This is a genomic window from Myxococcus llanfairpwllgwyngyllgogerychwyrndrobwllllantysiliogogogochensis (assembly GCF_006636215.1).
In the GTDB taxonomy this organism is placed as follows: domain Bacteria; phylum Myxococcota; class Myxococcia; order Myxococcales; family Myxococcaceae; genus Myxococcus; species Myxococcus llanfairpwllgwyngyllgogerychwyrndrobwllllantysiliogogogochensis.
This window is the reverse complement of the sequence record NZ_VIFM01000021.1, coordinates 38,715-52,883: the sequence shown is the minus strand read 5'-3', so window position 1 is coordinate 52,883 and position 14,169 is coordinate 38,715. Positions and strand designations below refer to the sequence as shown.

The window sequence follows — 14,169 nt, the reverse complement described above, 5'->3', positions numbered from 1 at the left end:
TGACCTGTCAGGGGCATGCCCCTAATTACCCTGCGGCCCTCAGGGGTCCACTCATGGACACTCCTTTCACACAGAGGCGGGATGACGAGGCGGCGCAGCCTGGCGGCGTGCCGCTCGTGGCGGGTGACACCTTCGCCCGGTTGCTGGCGGAGCTGCGCCCGGGACACCGCGCGCGGACGCAGGGACTGAAGGGCTCCGCCCGGGGCCACGTGCTGGCTCGCCTGCACCGTGAAGCACGCGCGCCGCTCGTCTGCGTGGCGGCGGACGAGGAAGCAGCCGATGCCCTGGCCGCCGACCTCGCCTTCTTCCTGGGTGGCACCGGCACGCTGCTGCGGCCGAGCGTGCTGCGCCTGCCCGCCGACGAGGTGCTGCCCTACGACGAGCTGTCCCCAGAGGCGATCGCCGTCACCGAGCGGCTGGGCGCGTTGTTTCACTTGTCTCAAGGCACGCGCTTCCCGGTGCTGGTGCTGTCCCTGCGCGCGCTGCACCGCCGCGTGCTGCGCCCGGACGTCATGGCCGCGCTCACGGACCGGGTGGTGGTGGGCCAGGAGTACGACCGGGACGCGCTGGCGCGGAAGCTCTCCCGGATGGGCTACCAGAACAGCCCGATGGTGGAGGACGTGGGGACGTTCTCCGTGCGCGGCGGTCTGCTGGACGTCTTCAGCCCGCTCTACGACAAGCCGGTGCGCCTGGAGTTCTTCGGGGACACCATCGACTCCATCCGCGCCTTCGACCCGGAGTCGCAGCGCACGGTGGACGCGCTGAAGGAAGTGGACCTGGTGCCCGCGCGGGAGCTGCTGCTCACCGAGGACACCCGCCCGCGCGCCGAGGCCGCCGCCCGCGAGGTGGCCGAGCACATCAACCTGCCCACCATCCAGTTGCGCGAGCGGCTGGACGCGCTGCGCGAGGGGATGCCCGGCTTCGGACTCGAGGGCCTGCTGCCCGCGCTGTTCGAGGGCGGACTGGCCACGGTGTTCGACTTCCTGCGGACGTGGAGCCCGGAGGCGCCCGTCTTCTACCTGGACGACCCGCTGGAGCTGGGGCGCGCCGCGGACGCGCTGTGGGACGAGTTGGAGCGCACCTTCGTCGCGGCCGAGGAGCGCAAGGACCTGGTGCGCCCACCGGCCGAGCACTTCCTCTCGCGCGAGGCCGTCGCGGAGCTGCTGGGCGGCTATCGCGTCGTCGAGGGTGGTGGCCTGTCGCTCACGCAGTCCGAGAAGCCGCCGGTGCTCTTCCAGTTCGGCGGCACGCAGGACCTGCGGGAGGCGATTCTCGCGCACCATGGCGAGGAGGGCGCGCTCTCGCCGCTGGTGGACCGGCTCCAGCGCTGGCGGGACTCGGGCGTCGCGTGCGCGGTGGCGTGCGGCACGCTGAGCCAGGCGGACCGGCTCAAGCGGCTCTTGCTGGACCGCGACGTCATGGTGAAGGTGCACACCGAGCCCATGATGGACGCGTCGGTGCTGTACGAGCCGTCGGTGTGGGCGCACCTCTTCACGGGGGAGGTGAGCCAGGGCTTCGTGGACGGCTCGGGCGGGCTGGCCGTGCTGTCGGACGAGGAGATTTTCGGCGTCCGCGCGCGTCGGCGCGTCAAGCGCGGCAAGAAGCTGGATGCCTTCGCCGCGGGCTTCAAGGACCTGAAGGAAGGCGACCTCATCGTCCACACCGACTTCGGCATCGGCCGCTACTCGGGCCTGACGAAGATGCAGGTGAACGGCGTGCCCGGGGACTTCCTCGTCCTGGAGTACGCGGGCCGGGACAAAATCTACCTGCCGGTGGGCCGCATGCGGCTCATCCAGAAGTTCACCGGCGGCAACCCGGACACCATCCAGCTCGACAAGCTGGGGACGACGAGCTGGGAGAAGACGAAGAAGCGCGTCAAGGAACAGCTCCTCAAGATGGCGGCGGAGCTGCTGCAAATCGCCGCCTCGCGCCGCGCCCACCCGGGCCACTCCTTCAGCGCGCCGGACCGCTACTTCGCCCAGTTCGAGGCGGACTTCGAGTTCGAGGAGACGCCGGACCAGGCCAAGGCGATTGAGGACGTGCTGGCGGACATGCAGAAGCCGGAGCCGATGGACCGGCTCGTCTGCGGCGACGTGGGCTACGGCAAGACGGAGGTCGCCATGCGCGCGGCCTTCAAGGCGACACTGGACCGCAAGCAGGTGGCGGTGCTGGTGCCCACCACGGTGCTGGCGCAGCAGCACTTCCTCTCCTTCAGGAAGCGCTTCAACGACTACCCCGTCACGGTGGAAGTCATCTCCGGACTGAAGAAGCCGCCAGAGGTGCGGGACATCCTCAAGCGCGCCAAGGAGGGCAAGGTCGACATCCTCATCGGCACGCACAAACTCCTCGGCGGCGAGGTGGCCTTCAAGGACCTGGGGCTGATGATTGTCGACGAGGAGCAGCGCTTCGGCGTGAAGCAGAAGGAGTCGCTGAAGAAGTGGCGCTCCCAGATTGACGTGCTGACGCTGACGGCGACGCCCATTCCCCGCACGCTGCACATGAGCATGTCGGGTGTGCGCGACATGAGCATCATCGCCACGCCGCCTCAGGACAGGCGCGCCATCCGCACCTTCGTCATGAAGTACGACGCCATGGTGGTGAAGGAGGCGATTGAGCGGGAGGTCGCTCGCGGCGGGCAGGTCTTCTTCGTGCACAACCGCGTGGAGTCCCTGCCGTCCATGGAGCAGCAGCTGCGCGAGCTGGTGCCACAGCTGTCCGTCGGCGTGGCGCACGGACAGATGGGTGAAGGGCAGCTCGAGAAGGTGATGTTGGAGTTCACCGAGCGCAAGCACCAGGTGCTCCTGTGCACCGCCATCATCGAGAGCGGCATCGACATCTCCAGCGCCAACACGATGATTGTGAACCGGGCGGACCAGTTCGGCCTCGCGCAGCTCTACCAGCTCCGAGGCCGCGTGGGCCGCTCCAAGGAGCGCGCGTATGCGTACCTGCTGGTGCCCACGCGTCGGGCGGTGACGCGGGACGCGCAGCGGCGGCTGGAGGTGCTCCAGAACTTCACCGAGCTGGGCGCGGGCTTCTCCATCGCCAGCCATGACCTGGAGATTCGCGGCGCGGGCAACCTGCTGGGCGAGAAGCAGTCCGGCGCCATCGCCGAGATTGGCTTCGACATGTACGCGCAGCTCCTGGAGGAGGCCGTCGCGGAGCTCCAAGGCCAGCCGCCCAAGGTGCAAATCGAGCCGGACGTCACGCTGCCCATGCCCGCGCTCATCCCGGACGACTACGTCAGCGACGTGCACCAGCGGCTCGTCTTCTACAAGCGCTTCAGTCAGGCCGGCCACCCCGACGAGGTGACGGACCTGCGCGCGGAGCTGGTGGACCGCTACGGCGAAGCGCCTGACGAGGTGGACCACCTGTCCGAGCTGACGCTGCTGAAAATCGACATGCGTGATTTGCGACTGCGGGGCCTGGAGGTCGGCACCCAGCGGTTGGTGGTGACGCTGGGCGCGGACGCGCTCCTGGACGGGCCGAAGGTCGCCGGGCTGGTGCAGCGCTCCAAGGGCTACTACCGCCTCACGCCAGACATGAAGCTCATCGCCCGCGTGGCGCAGGGCCTCCAGGGACATGACCTCATCGCCGAGGCGCGCAAGGTGCTGAGGGACCTGGACCACTGCTCGCTGCCCCGGAGCTGAGCCGTCCCGAAACGAGAAGAGGCCCGGGACCGCGGGGTCCCGAGCCTCTGTCTGCACTCCAGTGCGCCGGTGACTACGGCGTGCCGTCGTTGCCACCGCGCTTGAACAGCTTGCCCAGCGCGACGACGAGCAGCGCGAGGCCAGCGAAGATGACCTTCTTGCCGGCCACCAGCACCGCGATCAGCCCCTTGAAGAGCCCCGCCTTCGCGGCCACCTTGCCGGCGACCAGACCCGCGACACCGTACGCGGCCACGCGGCCGGTGCTCGGGTCGAAGTCCTCGTAGCGGTGGCCGGGCTGGAAGTGGGTGAAGGCCAGCACCTGCTGCATGTCCTTCTCCACCTGGGGCAGCGCCACCATGCTGGCGACGGCGTTGAGCACCAGCACGCCCTCCTTGCCCAGCACGCGGACGTTGTAGTTCAGCGTGTGCTCCTTCGAGTCACCGAAGCCCAGCTCCTGCGCCCAGTACAGCTTGCGAGTGCTCGCGTCGTAGCGCGGAGTCGCGGCCCAACCCACCAGCTCCACCGCCCCGTAGCCCCCCTTGACGCGCTCGGCGTTCTCATCGCGGGTGTTCCCCTGCATTTCCTCGAGCAGGTCCGCGTAGTCGATGCCCGCCGCGTCCTCGTCCTCCACGTGGCCATCGTCGTCGTACTGGATGACGACGCCCCAGCCCTCGGGCGAGTCCACGCTCACGTCCGACGGAATCACCATGCCCAGCGTCTTGGAGCCGGGCGGGTTGCCCCAGACCTCCACGAGCACCTTCTCCGCTTCCTCGGGCGAGAGGTAGCCGAAGCTCTCCGGCACCACCATCTTCGCCAGGCCGCCTCCCAGCACGACCTCACCGGTCCGCGGGTGCAGCTCGGGAAGCGCCGGGGCCTCCACCTCCTCCGAGTCACCCGCCTGCTCGGGCACCTGGGCCCACGCGCTCACCGCCACCAGCGACATCACCGCGAACAACCACCTGCCACGCTGCATGTGACTCCCCCTCCAGGGAATTCAGACACGGATGGCCGGAGGGACGTGACACGTCAGAATCACTGACGACACAGCGTGCGGCACAATGCGCTCGCAAGCCCCCCGGGTCCGAAGGCGCGGCAACCTAGCGGCGCACGGGAGCACGCGTCAATTCAGTGCCCCGCACTCCCAAAGTTCAGGCAGCTTCGACTTTCGCGACAGTCACGGGACGCCGGAGAAACTCACGAGCGTTGGCCATGGCGCGAGGGTCCTGGAGCACCTCTCCAGGCTGATTGCCATGGCCGATGAGGGCGCCTCTCCACCCCATCTCCATGTAATCCGCGCTGAGCTGGAGGCTCATGAGCAGCGGCTGCGCCACGCCGTCATCCTCGTCGGAGGAGTGGGTCGTCACGAGCGACAGCACCTTGCCGCGCATGCGCTCGCGGAAGCGCAGCTCCGGCAGCCGGAACCACCAGGACCAGTGTTCCAGGTAGGACTGCGCGCTGGCGGGGAGGCTGTACCAGTACACGGGGGCGACGATGACCAGTTCGTCGGCGGCGAGGGTCCGCTCGGCGAGCGCCAGCATCTCCGGGCTCGCGGGCCGTGACGCGTAGCCGCCGGGGGCATGGCGCAGGTCTCGAAAAGCCTCGTGCTGGTAGGCGTCCAGCCGGAGCCAGTCCGTCACCGTGCCGGAAGGCAGCGACTCCGCGGCCTTTCGGGCGAGCTGCTCTGCGTTGCCGTTCTCACGGGCACTGGCGAGCAGGAAGAGGACGTTGCGCGGCGTCGCGGCGGAGGAACTCATGTCGTCGGTCCAGAAAGGAGCCGGAGAGAAAGCACGGAGTGTGCACCGGCGGCATCTTCATAACGCCGGGAACTTCGCGACGCACGAGACGTGCGCGCTTCATTCAGGTGCCTCTGTCCCCGCCCATGCGCTCCGGCGATGAAAAACACGAGCGGCTCCCAACAATGGGAGCCTCGCGACGCACGAGGCGCGCGCCCTTCCTCCAGGTGCCACTGTCCCCGCCCATGCGCTCCGGCGACGACAAACACGAGCAGTGCCCACGTGGGTGAACCCACCAACGATGTGAGCCTCGCGACGCACGAAGCGCGCGCCCTCAGGTTCCTCTGCCGCCGCCAACGTGCTCCGGCGACGACTTCATGCGAGCGCCACTCACGTGGGTGACCTCACACCGGTGACTTCCGGCCTGGAGAACCGGGCGGCGCACTCCGACGAGCGCCGCCCCGGCCTGCCTCACTGCTCGCCGCAGAAGTGTGCGACGGCGCGCGACAGCACGGCCTCGCAGCGCACCAGGTCCTCGGTGGGCACGTACTCGCCCGTCTGATGCGCCACGCGGATGTCGCCGGGGCCGAACACCACGGCCTCCGCTCCCAGCTCCGTCATCTGCGGAGCCTCCGTGCCGAAAGGCACCGTGGTGGACGCGTTGCCACTGGCCTTCGCGAGGAAGCGCACCACCTCCGCATCCGCGCGCGTATTCACACCCCGGTCCGTGCGCAGCACGCGGATGTGGGCCTCGTAGGCGGGCTCGTCGCGCACCAGCTCCTGACGGATGGACTCCAGCAGCTCGGCCACCCGCTGCACCGGCTGTCCCGGAATGGGCCGCCACTCCACTGTGAAGCGGCACGAGCCCGGCAGGATGTTCTTCGCCTTGCCCCCCTGGATGACGCCCACGTTCACAGTGGTGAAGGGCGGCTGGAAGCCCTCGTCCAGCTCCTCGCGCAGCACCGTCGTGGCGAGCTGCTCCAGCCGGTTCAGGAAGCGTCCCGCGCGGAAGATGGCGGACGCGCCCGTGTCCGGATACGCGCTGTGGCCCTCCTTGCCGAGCACCTCCACCTCCGCCAGGCAATAGCCCTTGTTGGCGCGCACCGGCGTGAGCTTCGTGGGCTCTCCGACGATGGCGTGGCGCGCGCGGCCCAGTCCCGCCGCCACCAACTTCTTGGCGCCCACCAGCCCCACTTCCTCGTCGGCGGTAAGCACCACCATCAGCGGGGCCTGAAGCTTCGTGGCTCGCTCCGCGGCATGCAGCGCACAGGCGATGAAGCCCTTCGTGTCGCAGGCGCCGCGCGCGTAGAGCTTGCCTTCCTTCTCCGTCAGCTTCAGCGCATCCGTCCACGCCGCATCGAACGGCACGCAGTCGGAGTGCCCCACCAGCGCGAGCGCCGCGCGTCCGGAGCCGCCCTTCACGGCGACCAGGTTCACCTTCTCCACGCCCGCGTCGTCGGTGTACCGCTGACGCTCGGCGCTGAAGCCCGCCTTCTCCAGGCGCGCCTGCGCATAGTCGATGAGCGGGGCATTGGGTCGCGCGGACGTGGTGTCCATCGCCACCAACTCCGTCAGGGTGGCCCGCAGCGCGGGCAGCGTGTCGCTCATGAAGACAACCTCCGGTGGCCGCGTCATGCCACCCCCTGGCGTCTGGCGCCAGCCCCCGGAGGGACTCCTGTCTCCCACGCCCCGTCAGGGGTACAGCGTGCGCGCGAGCGCCTGGAAGGCGCGTCCACTCTCCTCCGCGAGCGGATGCCGGCCCTCCCTCACCACCAGCCGTCCGGCCACCGCCACCTCGCGCACCGCCGCCTTGTCAGCACCCAGGACAATGGAAGCCAGCAACGATGAAGGCCCCGCGCCCACCAGCGACGGGTGCCCCACGTCCACCGTGAAGAAGTCCGCGAGCGCCCCCTCCTCCAGCATCCCCGTGGACAGGCCCAGACTGCGCGACCCCTCCACCGTGGCCATGCCCAACAGTCGCGCCGCCAGGCCCGACACCTCCCCGCCTCCCGGGTCCAGCACCGCGCGCCGCAGCCTCGCGAGCCGCAGGTGGCCTTCGAGCTGACGCGCCTCGTCCAGCAAGTCCACCAGCGCCTGACTGTCCGAGCCCAGGCTGATGCTCGCACCCGCCTTCACCAGCGCATCCGCTGGAACGATGCCATCACCCAGGTTGCGCTCCGTGGAAGGACACGCGCACACCGTCGCCCGGGCGGTGCCCAGCATGGCCACCTCCTCGTCCGTCAGGTGCACGCCATGCACGGCGGTGAAGCCCGCGCTCAACAGCCCCAGGTCCGACAGCAGCTCCACCGGCCGTCGCCCATGCTCGGCGAGGCACGCCTCGATTTCCTTCGGCTGCTCCGCCACATGCATGTGCACGGGGAATCCAGCTGCCTTCGAGACGGCGGCCAGCCAGTCCTTCGTCACCGCTCGCACGCTGTGCGGCGCCAGTCCCACGCTGACCGCCGCGTCGTCCCGCACCTCGCGAGCCAGCGACTCCGCCGACGCGAGAAAGGTGTCCACGTCCGGGTCGATGAAGCGACGCTGTCGCGGATTCGCCGCGACCTGGTAGCCCGCGCGCGCATACCCCACGCGCAACAGACAGATGCGAAGCCCTGCGTCCCGCGCGGCCCGGATGACCGCGTGGGCCAGCGCGTTCCGGTCCGCGTACGGCGTGCCGTCCTGTTGGTGATGGATGTAGTGGAACTCGCCCACGGTGGTGATGCCCGCCAGCGCCATCTCCACGAAGACCTGCCGCGAGGCCACGTACACGTCCTCGGGGCCCAGGGCCTCGGCGGCGCGATACATGGCCTCGCGCCAGCTCCAGAAGTCATCCGCCTCGCGTCCGGAGACGACGTACTCCGTGCGTCCGCGAATCAGGCGCTGGAAGGCATGGGAGTGGCCGTTGACCAGCCCCGGCAGCAGCGCGCGGCCCGGGAGCCGTACGACGCTCGCCCCGGCGGGCACGGACGACGCCTCGACGACGCGGCCCCCGGCACCCACGGCCAGGGCACGTCCCTCGATGAGCCGGCCTCCCACGTACAGGAAGTCCGGCTGGTAGACAGTGATGTCGCTCACCCCGACAGCGTATGCCAGCGGACCGCGCCCCGCAGCAGCCACGACACGGTCCGCCAGCGAGGCTGTCAGCGCGCGAACGCCATCTTCGAGCCCTCGTCCGGAGCCGGGTGGACGGTGTTGTCATCCGCGCCCGGACGCCCCAGGCCGCGCTGCACCGCCGGTGCGGATGCGTTCACCGCGCCCACGTAGAAGACCCCGTGGTAGCCCTCCGAGTTCGTGGAGTCCCAGGTGTGCACGAAGAAGCGGGTGCCGTTGTCCTTGCCCTTCGCCTCACGCACACCGCAGTCGAGCGAGTTCTTCACGCCCTTCTGGTCCACCGAGCAGATCCACGCCGAGCCGCTGGCGTACGCCATGTCCAGCGCCACCACATGCTCCAGCCGCTGCTCCAGCAAGTACCCCATGGGCCGGTGCTTCTGGTCCCACGGCAGGCCCTGCTTCGTGCGCGAGTGGATGTTCCCCGACAACACCATGTGGAAGCGCTGGGGGCTCGACTCCACCTGGAACGCCACCGTGCCCGCCATCGCGTCCTCGCGCTGCTGCCCGTTGGCCTTCGGGTGGTCGAAGACGAAGACGTCCACGTCCAGGCCCTGTGAGCGCAGTTGGCGCAGGTGCTCCAACATGTTCGCCATCGCCTCGCTGCCACGGCCGTCCGGATACGGGCTGCGCCAGAAGGGCGCCTCCATCAGCTTCAGCCAGTCCGCCTCTTCACCCGCGCTCTCCAGGAACGCGTCCACGCGCCCCTGGTTCTCCAGCGGCAGCTCCAGGCCCACCGTCACCGGGATGCCCGCCACCACCGCCTGACAGGCGGCCTGCGCGACGAAGCGCGGCACCTCGCGCGTTCCGTGCACCTCACCCAGCAGCAGCACCCCACCCTCCTTCACCTGCTTGCCCAGGCCGATGATGGGCAGGCCACACTCCACCGCGAACTGCGACGGTGCTTCCTTCGCGTTCGGCGCCTTGGCCACCTGCACCGGCTTGGGCGCGTTCTCCTCCTTCGCCAGCAGCGGCGCCACCTCGCGGAACACCCGCCACTCCATCACCAGGTCTCGCTGCCCCTGGCCCGACTCCGCGAAGAACGAGGTCTCTCCCCGAGGCGTGGCGATGACCTCCTCCCAGTCCTCGGCCGACGACAGCGGCGCGCTCGCTGGCTGAATCGGCTCGGCCTTGTAATCCTCGGCCGGGCCCTCAATCGTCGCCCCCATGCCCCAGGCCCGGGTCGGGCTCCAGTCCACCTGATTGCCCGAGTTGGCCAGGGTCTTGTTCAGGCTCTTGGTGATGCGGAAGATTTGCAGCTTGCTCGACGTGGGCGTCTCGCGCCGGCCCACCACCATGTACCGGTGGAAGAAGCCCGAAATCTTCGAGCCGCCGAACTCCTGCCGCCACTCCGTCTCCAGCACCATGCTGTCCTTGTCCTCACGGAAGGGCAGCTCGTTGCGGGTGAAGAACTCCCGAACCTGCGGCCACATCTCCGCGAGGGGCCGGTCGTAGATGGCCTCCCGGTCCGGGTACTCCAGCGCGCCGCGATGGGCCGCGCAGCCCGACAAACCCAAGGACAACAGCAACACCGTATACACAGCTGAGCGCATCCACCCTCCGAGCATCGCGTACCGGGAATGGAACGGGAGCGGGAGGGTGGCATATCGCCACGGCTCAGCGCGCGGAGACGACAGACTCCGCTTCGGGCGCGAAGGGCTTCTTGCTGCCCTCCTTGCCGGGCCCTCGCTCACCCACGCGGATGGCCGGCGCGGACGCGTTCACCGCGCCCACGTAGAACACCCCGTGGTAGCCCTCCGAGTTCACCGAGTCCCACGTGTGCACGAAGTAGCGCTCGCCGTTGTCCTTGCCCTTCGCCTCGCGCACGCCGCAGTCCAGCCTGTCCCGCACGCCCTTCGAGTCCACCGAGCATATCCATGCGGTGCCAGTGTCGTAGGCCATGTCGAGCGACACCACACTGTCGAGCTTCTCCTTCAGCATCAGACCCATGGGCCGGTGCTGCTTGTTCCACGGAAGGCCCTTCTTCGTGCGCGAGTGGATGTTGCCCGACAGCACCACATAGAAGCGCTGGGGCGCGGACTCCACCTGGTGGATGAGCGTGGCCGCCATCGCGTCCTCGCGCTGCTGACCATTCGCCTTCGGGTGGTCGAACACGACGACGTCCACGTCCAGGCCCCGCGAGCGCAACTGGCGCAACTGCTCCAGCATGTTCGCCATCGCCTCGCTCCCACGGCCATCCGGGTACGGGCTGCGCCAGAACGGCGACTCCATCAGCTTCAACCAGTCCTCTTCCCCGCCCTGGCTCTCCAGGAACGCGTCCACGCGGCCCTGGTTCTCCAACGGAAGCTCCAGGCCCACCGTCACCGGAATGCCCGCCACGGTCGCCTGACAGGAGGTCTGCGCCACGAAGCGCGGCACCTCGCGCGTGCCGTGCAGCTCGCCCAACATCAGCACCGCGCCCGGCTTCGCCTGCTTGCCCAGGCCGATGATGGGCAGCCCGCACTCCATGGAGATTTGCGACGGCGCCTCCTTCGCGTTCGGGGCCTTGGCCACCTGCACCGGCTTGGGCGCGTTCTCCTCCTTCGCCAGCAGCGGTGCCACCTCACGGAACACCCGCCACTCCATCAACAGGTCTCGCTGGGCCTGCGCCGATTCGATGAAGAGGTTCTCGCCCCGCGGAGTGTCCATGACCTCCTCCCAGTCCTCGGCACTGGTCAGGGGTTGATCACCTTCCGAAATCGAATGCGTTGCGCTGCCCTCCTGACCGGTGGGCCCCAGTCCGACACCGCGCGAGACGCCCCAGTCCAGCTCCCTGCCGCCTTGTGACAGCGTCTTGTTGGAGCTCTTGGTGATGCGGAAGATTTGCAGCTTGCTCGACGTGGGCGTCTCGCGCCGGCCCACCACCATGTACCGGTGGAAGAAGCCCGAAATCCTCGAGCCGCCGAACTCCTGCCGCCACTCCGTCTGGAGCACCATGCTGCCCTTGTCCTCGCGGAAGGGCAGCTCGTTGCGCGTGAAGTAGCCTCGGACCTCCGGCCACATCTCCGCGAGCGGCCGGTCGTAGATGGCTTCACGGTCCGGGATTTCCAGGTCGCTTCGGTGAGCCGCACAGCCCCCCAAGCCCCAGGCCAACAACACCACCGCGTAGAGTACCGAGCGCATCCACCCTCCGGGCATCACGTTCCCGAAATGGAACGGAGCCAGGAGGGCACCATATCGCCACGGCTCAGTGCGAGGACGCGAGCTTCCCTTCCTCCCGCGCGAAGGGGCTCTTGCTGCCCTCCTTGCCCGGTCCCTGCTCACCCAGTCGGATGGCCGGCGCGGACGCGTTCACCGCGCCCACATAGAACACCCCGTGGTAGCCCTCCGCGTTCGTGGAGTCCCAGGTGTGCACGAAGTAACGCTCGCCGTTGTCCTTGCCCTTCGCCTCGCGCACACCGCAGTCCAGCCTGTCCCGCACGCCCTTCGAGTCCACCGAGCAGATCCACGTCGTGCCGGTGTCGTAGGCCATGTCGAGCGACACCACGCTGTCGAGCCGCTGCTTCAACAGCAGGCCCATGGGCCGGTGCTTCTTGTCCCACGGCAGGCCCTGCTTCGTGCGCGCGTGGATGTTCCCCGACAACACCATGTGGAAGCGCCGCGGGCTCGACTCCACCTGGAACGCCACCGTGCCCGCCATCGCGTCCTCGCGCTGCTGCCCGTTGGCCTTCGGGTGGTCGAAGACGAAGACGTCCACATCCAGGCCCTGCGCGCGCAGCTGGCGCAGGTGCTCCAGCATGTTCGCCATCGCCGCGCTGCCTCGGCCGTCCGGATACGGGCTGCGCCAGAAAGGGGCCTCCATCAGCTTCAGCCAGTCCTCTTCCCCGCCCTGGCTCTCCAGGAACGCGTCCACGCGGCCCTGGTTCTCCAGCGGCAGCTCCAGACCCACCGTCACGGGGATTCCCGCCACGGTCGCCTGACAGGACGCCTGCGCCACGAAGCGCGGCACCTCCTGCGTGCCGTGCAACTCTCCCAGCAGCAACACCGCGCCCGGCTTCGCCTGCTTGCCCAGACCGATGATGGGCAGCCCGCACTCCACCGCGAATTGCGACGGGGCTTCCTTCGCGTCCGGCGCCTTGGCCACCCGCACCGGCTGGGGAGCGTTCTCCGCATTCGCCAGCAGCGGCGCCACCTCGCGGAACACCCGCCACTCCATCACCATGTCGCGCTGGCCCTGACCCGACTCCGCGAAGAAGCCGTTCTCCCCTCGCGGAAAGGCCAGCCGGTCCTCGAAGTCCTCCACGCTCTGCCCCTTGTCCTCCTGGTTGGGCCCACCCATGTTGCGGTTGACACCCCAGTCAATCTGGTTGCCCGGCGGCGACAGCGTCTTGTTCACGCTCTTGGTGATGCGGAAGATCTGCAGCTTGCTCGACGTGGGCGTCTCTCGCCGGCCCACCACCATGTACCGGTGGAAGAAGCCCGAAATCCTCGAGCCGCCGAACTCCTGCCGCCACTCCGTCTCCAGAACCATGCTGCCCTTGTCCTCGCGGAAGGACAGCTCGTTGCGGGTGAAGAACCCCCGGACCTCGGGCCACATCTCGGCGAGCGGCCGGTCGTAGACGGCCTCACGGTCCGGGTAGTCCAGCTCACCGCGATGGGCCGCGCAGCCCGTCACCATGAACACACACGCCAATACAGTGGCCAAGCGCATCATGCCGCCTCCAAGGAACCCGTCTCCGGGAGACTAGAACGACGGCATGTGGCTCGCATATCGGCCAGGAGCCCTGCCTCCGGAGAGACAGGGTCAGGCCTGGACCTCGGAGCCATCATGGGCGGAGGCCCGTTCCCAGGGACGGGTCCGGACGGCCTCACGAATCCACAGGATGTGACGCCGCTCGTCCTCGCGGTGGCGCTCGATGAGGACGCGCACGTCGGGGCTCCAGTCGAAGCGCAGCGCCAGGTCATAGGCCCGGTTGGAGAACTCCTCGTTGCCGAGCATGGCCACCAGCGCCGCCTCGGTGCCCATCATGCTGGACATCGCGGTCAGCCCCTTCATCGCCGCGCCCTTCAGGTCTGGACGCAGGTCCACCGGCGCGCCGCCGAAGTGGTGGATGAAGCCATTGAGTTCCCGCACGTGGCGCAGGTGGTCGGCGCGGAACTCGCCGAGCCGCTCACGGACCAGCGGCTCCGGGATTCGGGCGAGCGCCGCGTCGTACGCGCCCACCGCATCCGCGTCGAGCTGGGCCAGGCTTCGCAGCCGTGCCACCTCGGACTTCTCGGCCATGTCGACTTCCTCCGCGCCAGGGACGTGTGCAATGTGAGAAGTCTCTTCCCGAAGGCCAACCCGTCCCTCAAGTCCCGGGTCCGACCGCCCTCGCGCCGGGCGAGCGGGCAGCGGCTCAGGGGCGCGGGTGCGCGGGCCTCAAGGGGAGCGCGTCGTCACGGCGAGCAACCCGACGGTGCTTGAGGACGATGAGCTCTCCGAGAACGGCGCTCACCAGCAGCAGCGCGTTCGTCACCACGAAGACCCAGTTGCCCACCAGCACGCTGTAGACGGTGAAGCCCAGCGAGGCCGTCATCTGCCCCACGAAGAGCCACTTGGAGACGTCCTGACTGGAGCCTGACTTCCACTGTTTGTGGATCTGCGTTCCCAAGGTCATCAACAAGACGAAGGAACTGAACCAGCCCACGGCCTCGGTGCCCATGCATCCTCCCGAATACAGATGCGCATGCGCTCGCTC

10 protein-coding genes are annotated in these 14,169 nt (G+C 68.8%); 1 reads left to right on the top strand and 9 read right to left on the bottom strand.

Features of this window, described 5'->3' with window-relative positions:
* The first annotated feature begins 53 nt into the window (after window positions 1-53).
* Window positions 54-3,647, top strand: coding sequence for a transcription-repair coupling factor (gene mfd, locus FJV41_RS07695; protein WP_141641765.1), 3,594 nt, complete (start codon window positions 54-56; stop codon window positions 3,645-3,647).
* A gap of 73 nt (window positions 3,648-3,720) precedes the next feature.
* Here the strand turns inward: mfd and FJV41_RS07690 are convergent, their stop codons facing one another.
* The 9 genes from FJV41_RS07690 to FJV41_RS07650 all read right to left on the bottom strand — a co-directional run bounded on the left by FJV41_RS07690 (window position 3,721) and on the right by FJV41_RS07650 (window position 14,133).
* Window positions 3,721-4,620 (bottom strand): DUF2167 domain-containing protein, encoded by a 900-nt coding sequence (locus FJV41_RS07690; RefSeq protein WP_141641764.1) that lies wholly within the window; start codon window positions 4,618-4,620, stop codon window positions 3,721-3,723.
* A gap of 175 nt (window positions 4,621-4,795) precedes the next feature.
* Window positions 4,796-5,401, bottom strand: coding sequence for a flavodoxin family protein (locus FJV41_RS07685; RefSeq protein WP_141641763.1), 606 nt, complete (start codon window positions 5,399-5,401; stop codon window positions 4,796-4,798).
* Window positions 5,402-5,851: 450 nt separating this feature from the next.
* Window positions 5,852-6,988, bottom strand: a complete 1,137-nt coding sequence (gene argE, locus FJV41_RS07680; protein ID WP_141641762.1) for an acetylornithine deacetylase — start codon at window positions 6,986-6,988, stop codon at window positions 5,852-5,854.
* A gap of 84 nt (window positions 6,989-7,072) precedes the next feature.
* Entirely contained in the window at window positions 7,073-8,455 is a 1,383-nt protein-coding gene (hutF, locus tag FJV41_RS07675) for a formimidoylglutamate deiminase (protein ID WP_141641761.1), read from the bottom strand.
* 65 nt (window positions 8,456-8,520) lie between these two features.
* Window positions 8,521-10,041 (bottom strand): hypothetical protein, encoded by a 1,521-nt coding sequence (locus tag FJV41_RS07670; RefSeq protein ID WP_141641760.1) that lies wholly within the window; start codon window positions 10,039-10,041, stop codon window positions 8,521-8,523.
* A gap of 64 nt (window positions 10,042-10,105) precedes the next feature.
* Entirely contained in the window at window positions 10,106-11,611 is a 1,506-nt protein-coding gene (locus FJV41_RS07665; RefSeq protein ID WP_246137070.1) for a hypothetical protein, read from the bottom strand.
* Window positions 11,612-11,675: 64 nt separating this feature from the next.
* On the bottom strand, window positions 11,676-13,142 hold the full coding sequence (locus FJV41_RS07660; RefSeq protein WP_141641759.1) for a ChaN family lipoprotein: 1,467 nt from the start codon (window positions 13,140-13,142) through the stop codon (window positions 11,676-11,678).
* Between the two features lie 90 nt (window positions 13,143-13,232).
* Entirely contained in the window at window positions 13,233-13,712 is a 480-nt protein-coding gene (locus FJV41_RS07655; protein ID WP_141641758.1) for a ferritin-like domain-containing protein, read from the bottom strand.
* Window positions 13,713-13,827: 115 nt separating this feature from the next.
* Window positions 13,828-14,133 carry a PQ-loop repeat-containing protein gene (locus tag FJV41_RS07650; RefSeq protein ID WP_141641757.1) on the bottom strand — a complete coding sequence of 102 codons (306 nt, stop codon included), beginning with the start codon at window positions 14,131-14,133 and terminating at the stop codon, window positions 13,828-13,830.
* Between the last annotated feature and the right edge of the window lie 36 nt (window positions 14,134-14,169).

Coding starts and splice junctions, on each gene's coding strand:
- FJV41_RS07690 (WP_141641764.1), bottom strand. CDS start 4,620: ATGCAGCGTGGCAGGTGGTTGTTCGCGGTGATGTCGCTGGTGGCGGTG.
- FJV41_RS07665 (WP_246137070.1), bottom strand. CDS start 11,611: ATGCGCTCGGTACTCTACGCGGTGGTGTTGTTGGCCTGGGGCTTGGGG.
- FJV41_RS07660 (WP_141641759.1), bottom strand. CDS start 13,142: ATGATGCGCTTGGCCACTGTATTGGCGTGTGTGTTCATGGTGACGGGC.
- FJV41_RS07655 (WP_141641758.1), bottom strand. CDS start 13,712: ATGGCCGAGAAGTCCGAGGTGGCACGGCTGCGAAGCCTGGCCCAGCTC.
- FJV41_RS07670 (WP_141641760.1), bottom strand. CDS start 10,041: ATGCGCTCAGCTGTGTATACGGTGTTGCTGTTGTCCTTGGGTTTGTCG.
- FJV41_RS07650 (WP_141641757.1), bottom strand. CDS start 14,133: ATGGGCACCGAGGCCGTGGGCTGGTTCAGTTCCTTCGTCTTGTTGATG.
- FJV41_RS07685 (WP_141641763.1), bottom strand. CDS start 5,401: ATGAGTTCCTCCGCCGCGACGCCGCGCAACGTCCTCTTCCTGCTCGCC.
- argE (WP_141641762.1), bottom strand. CDS start 6,988: ATGAGCGACACGCTGCCCGCGCTGCGGGCCACCCTGACGGAGTTGGTG.
- mfd (WP_141641765.1), top strand. CDS start 54: ATGGACACTCCTTTCACACAGAGGCGGGATGACGAGGCGGCGCAGCCT.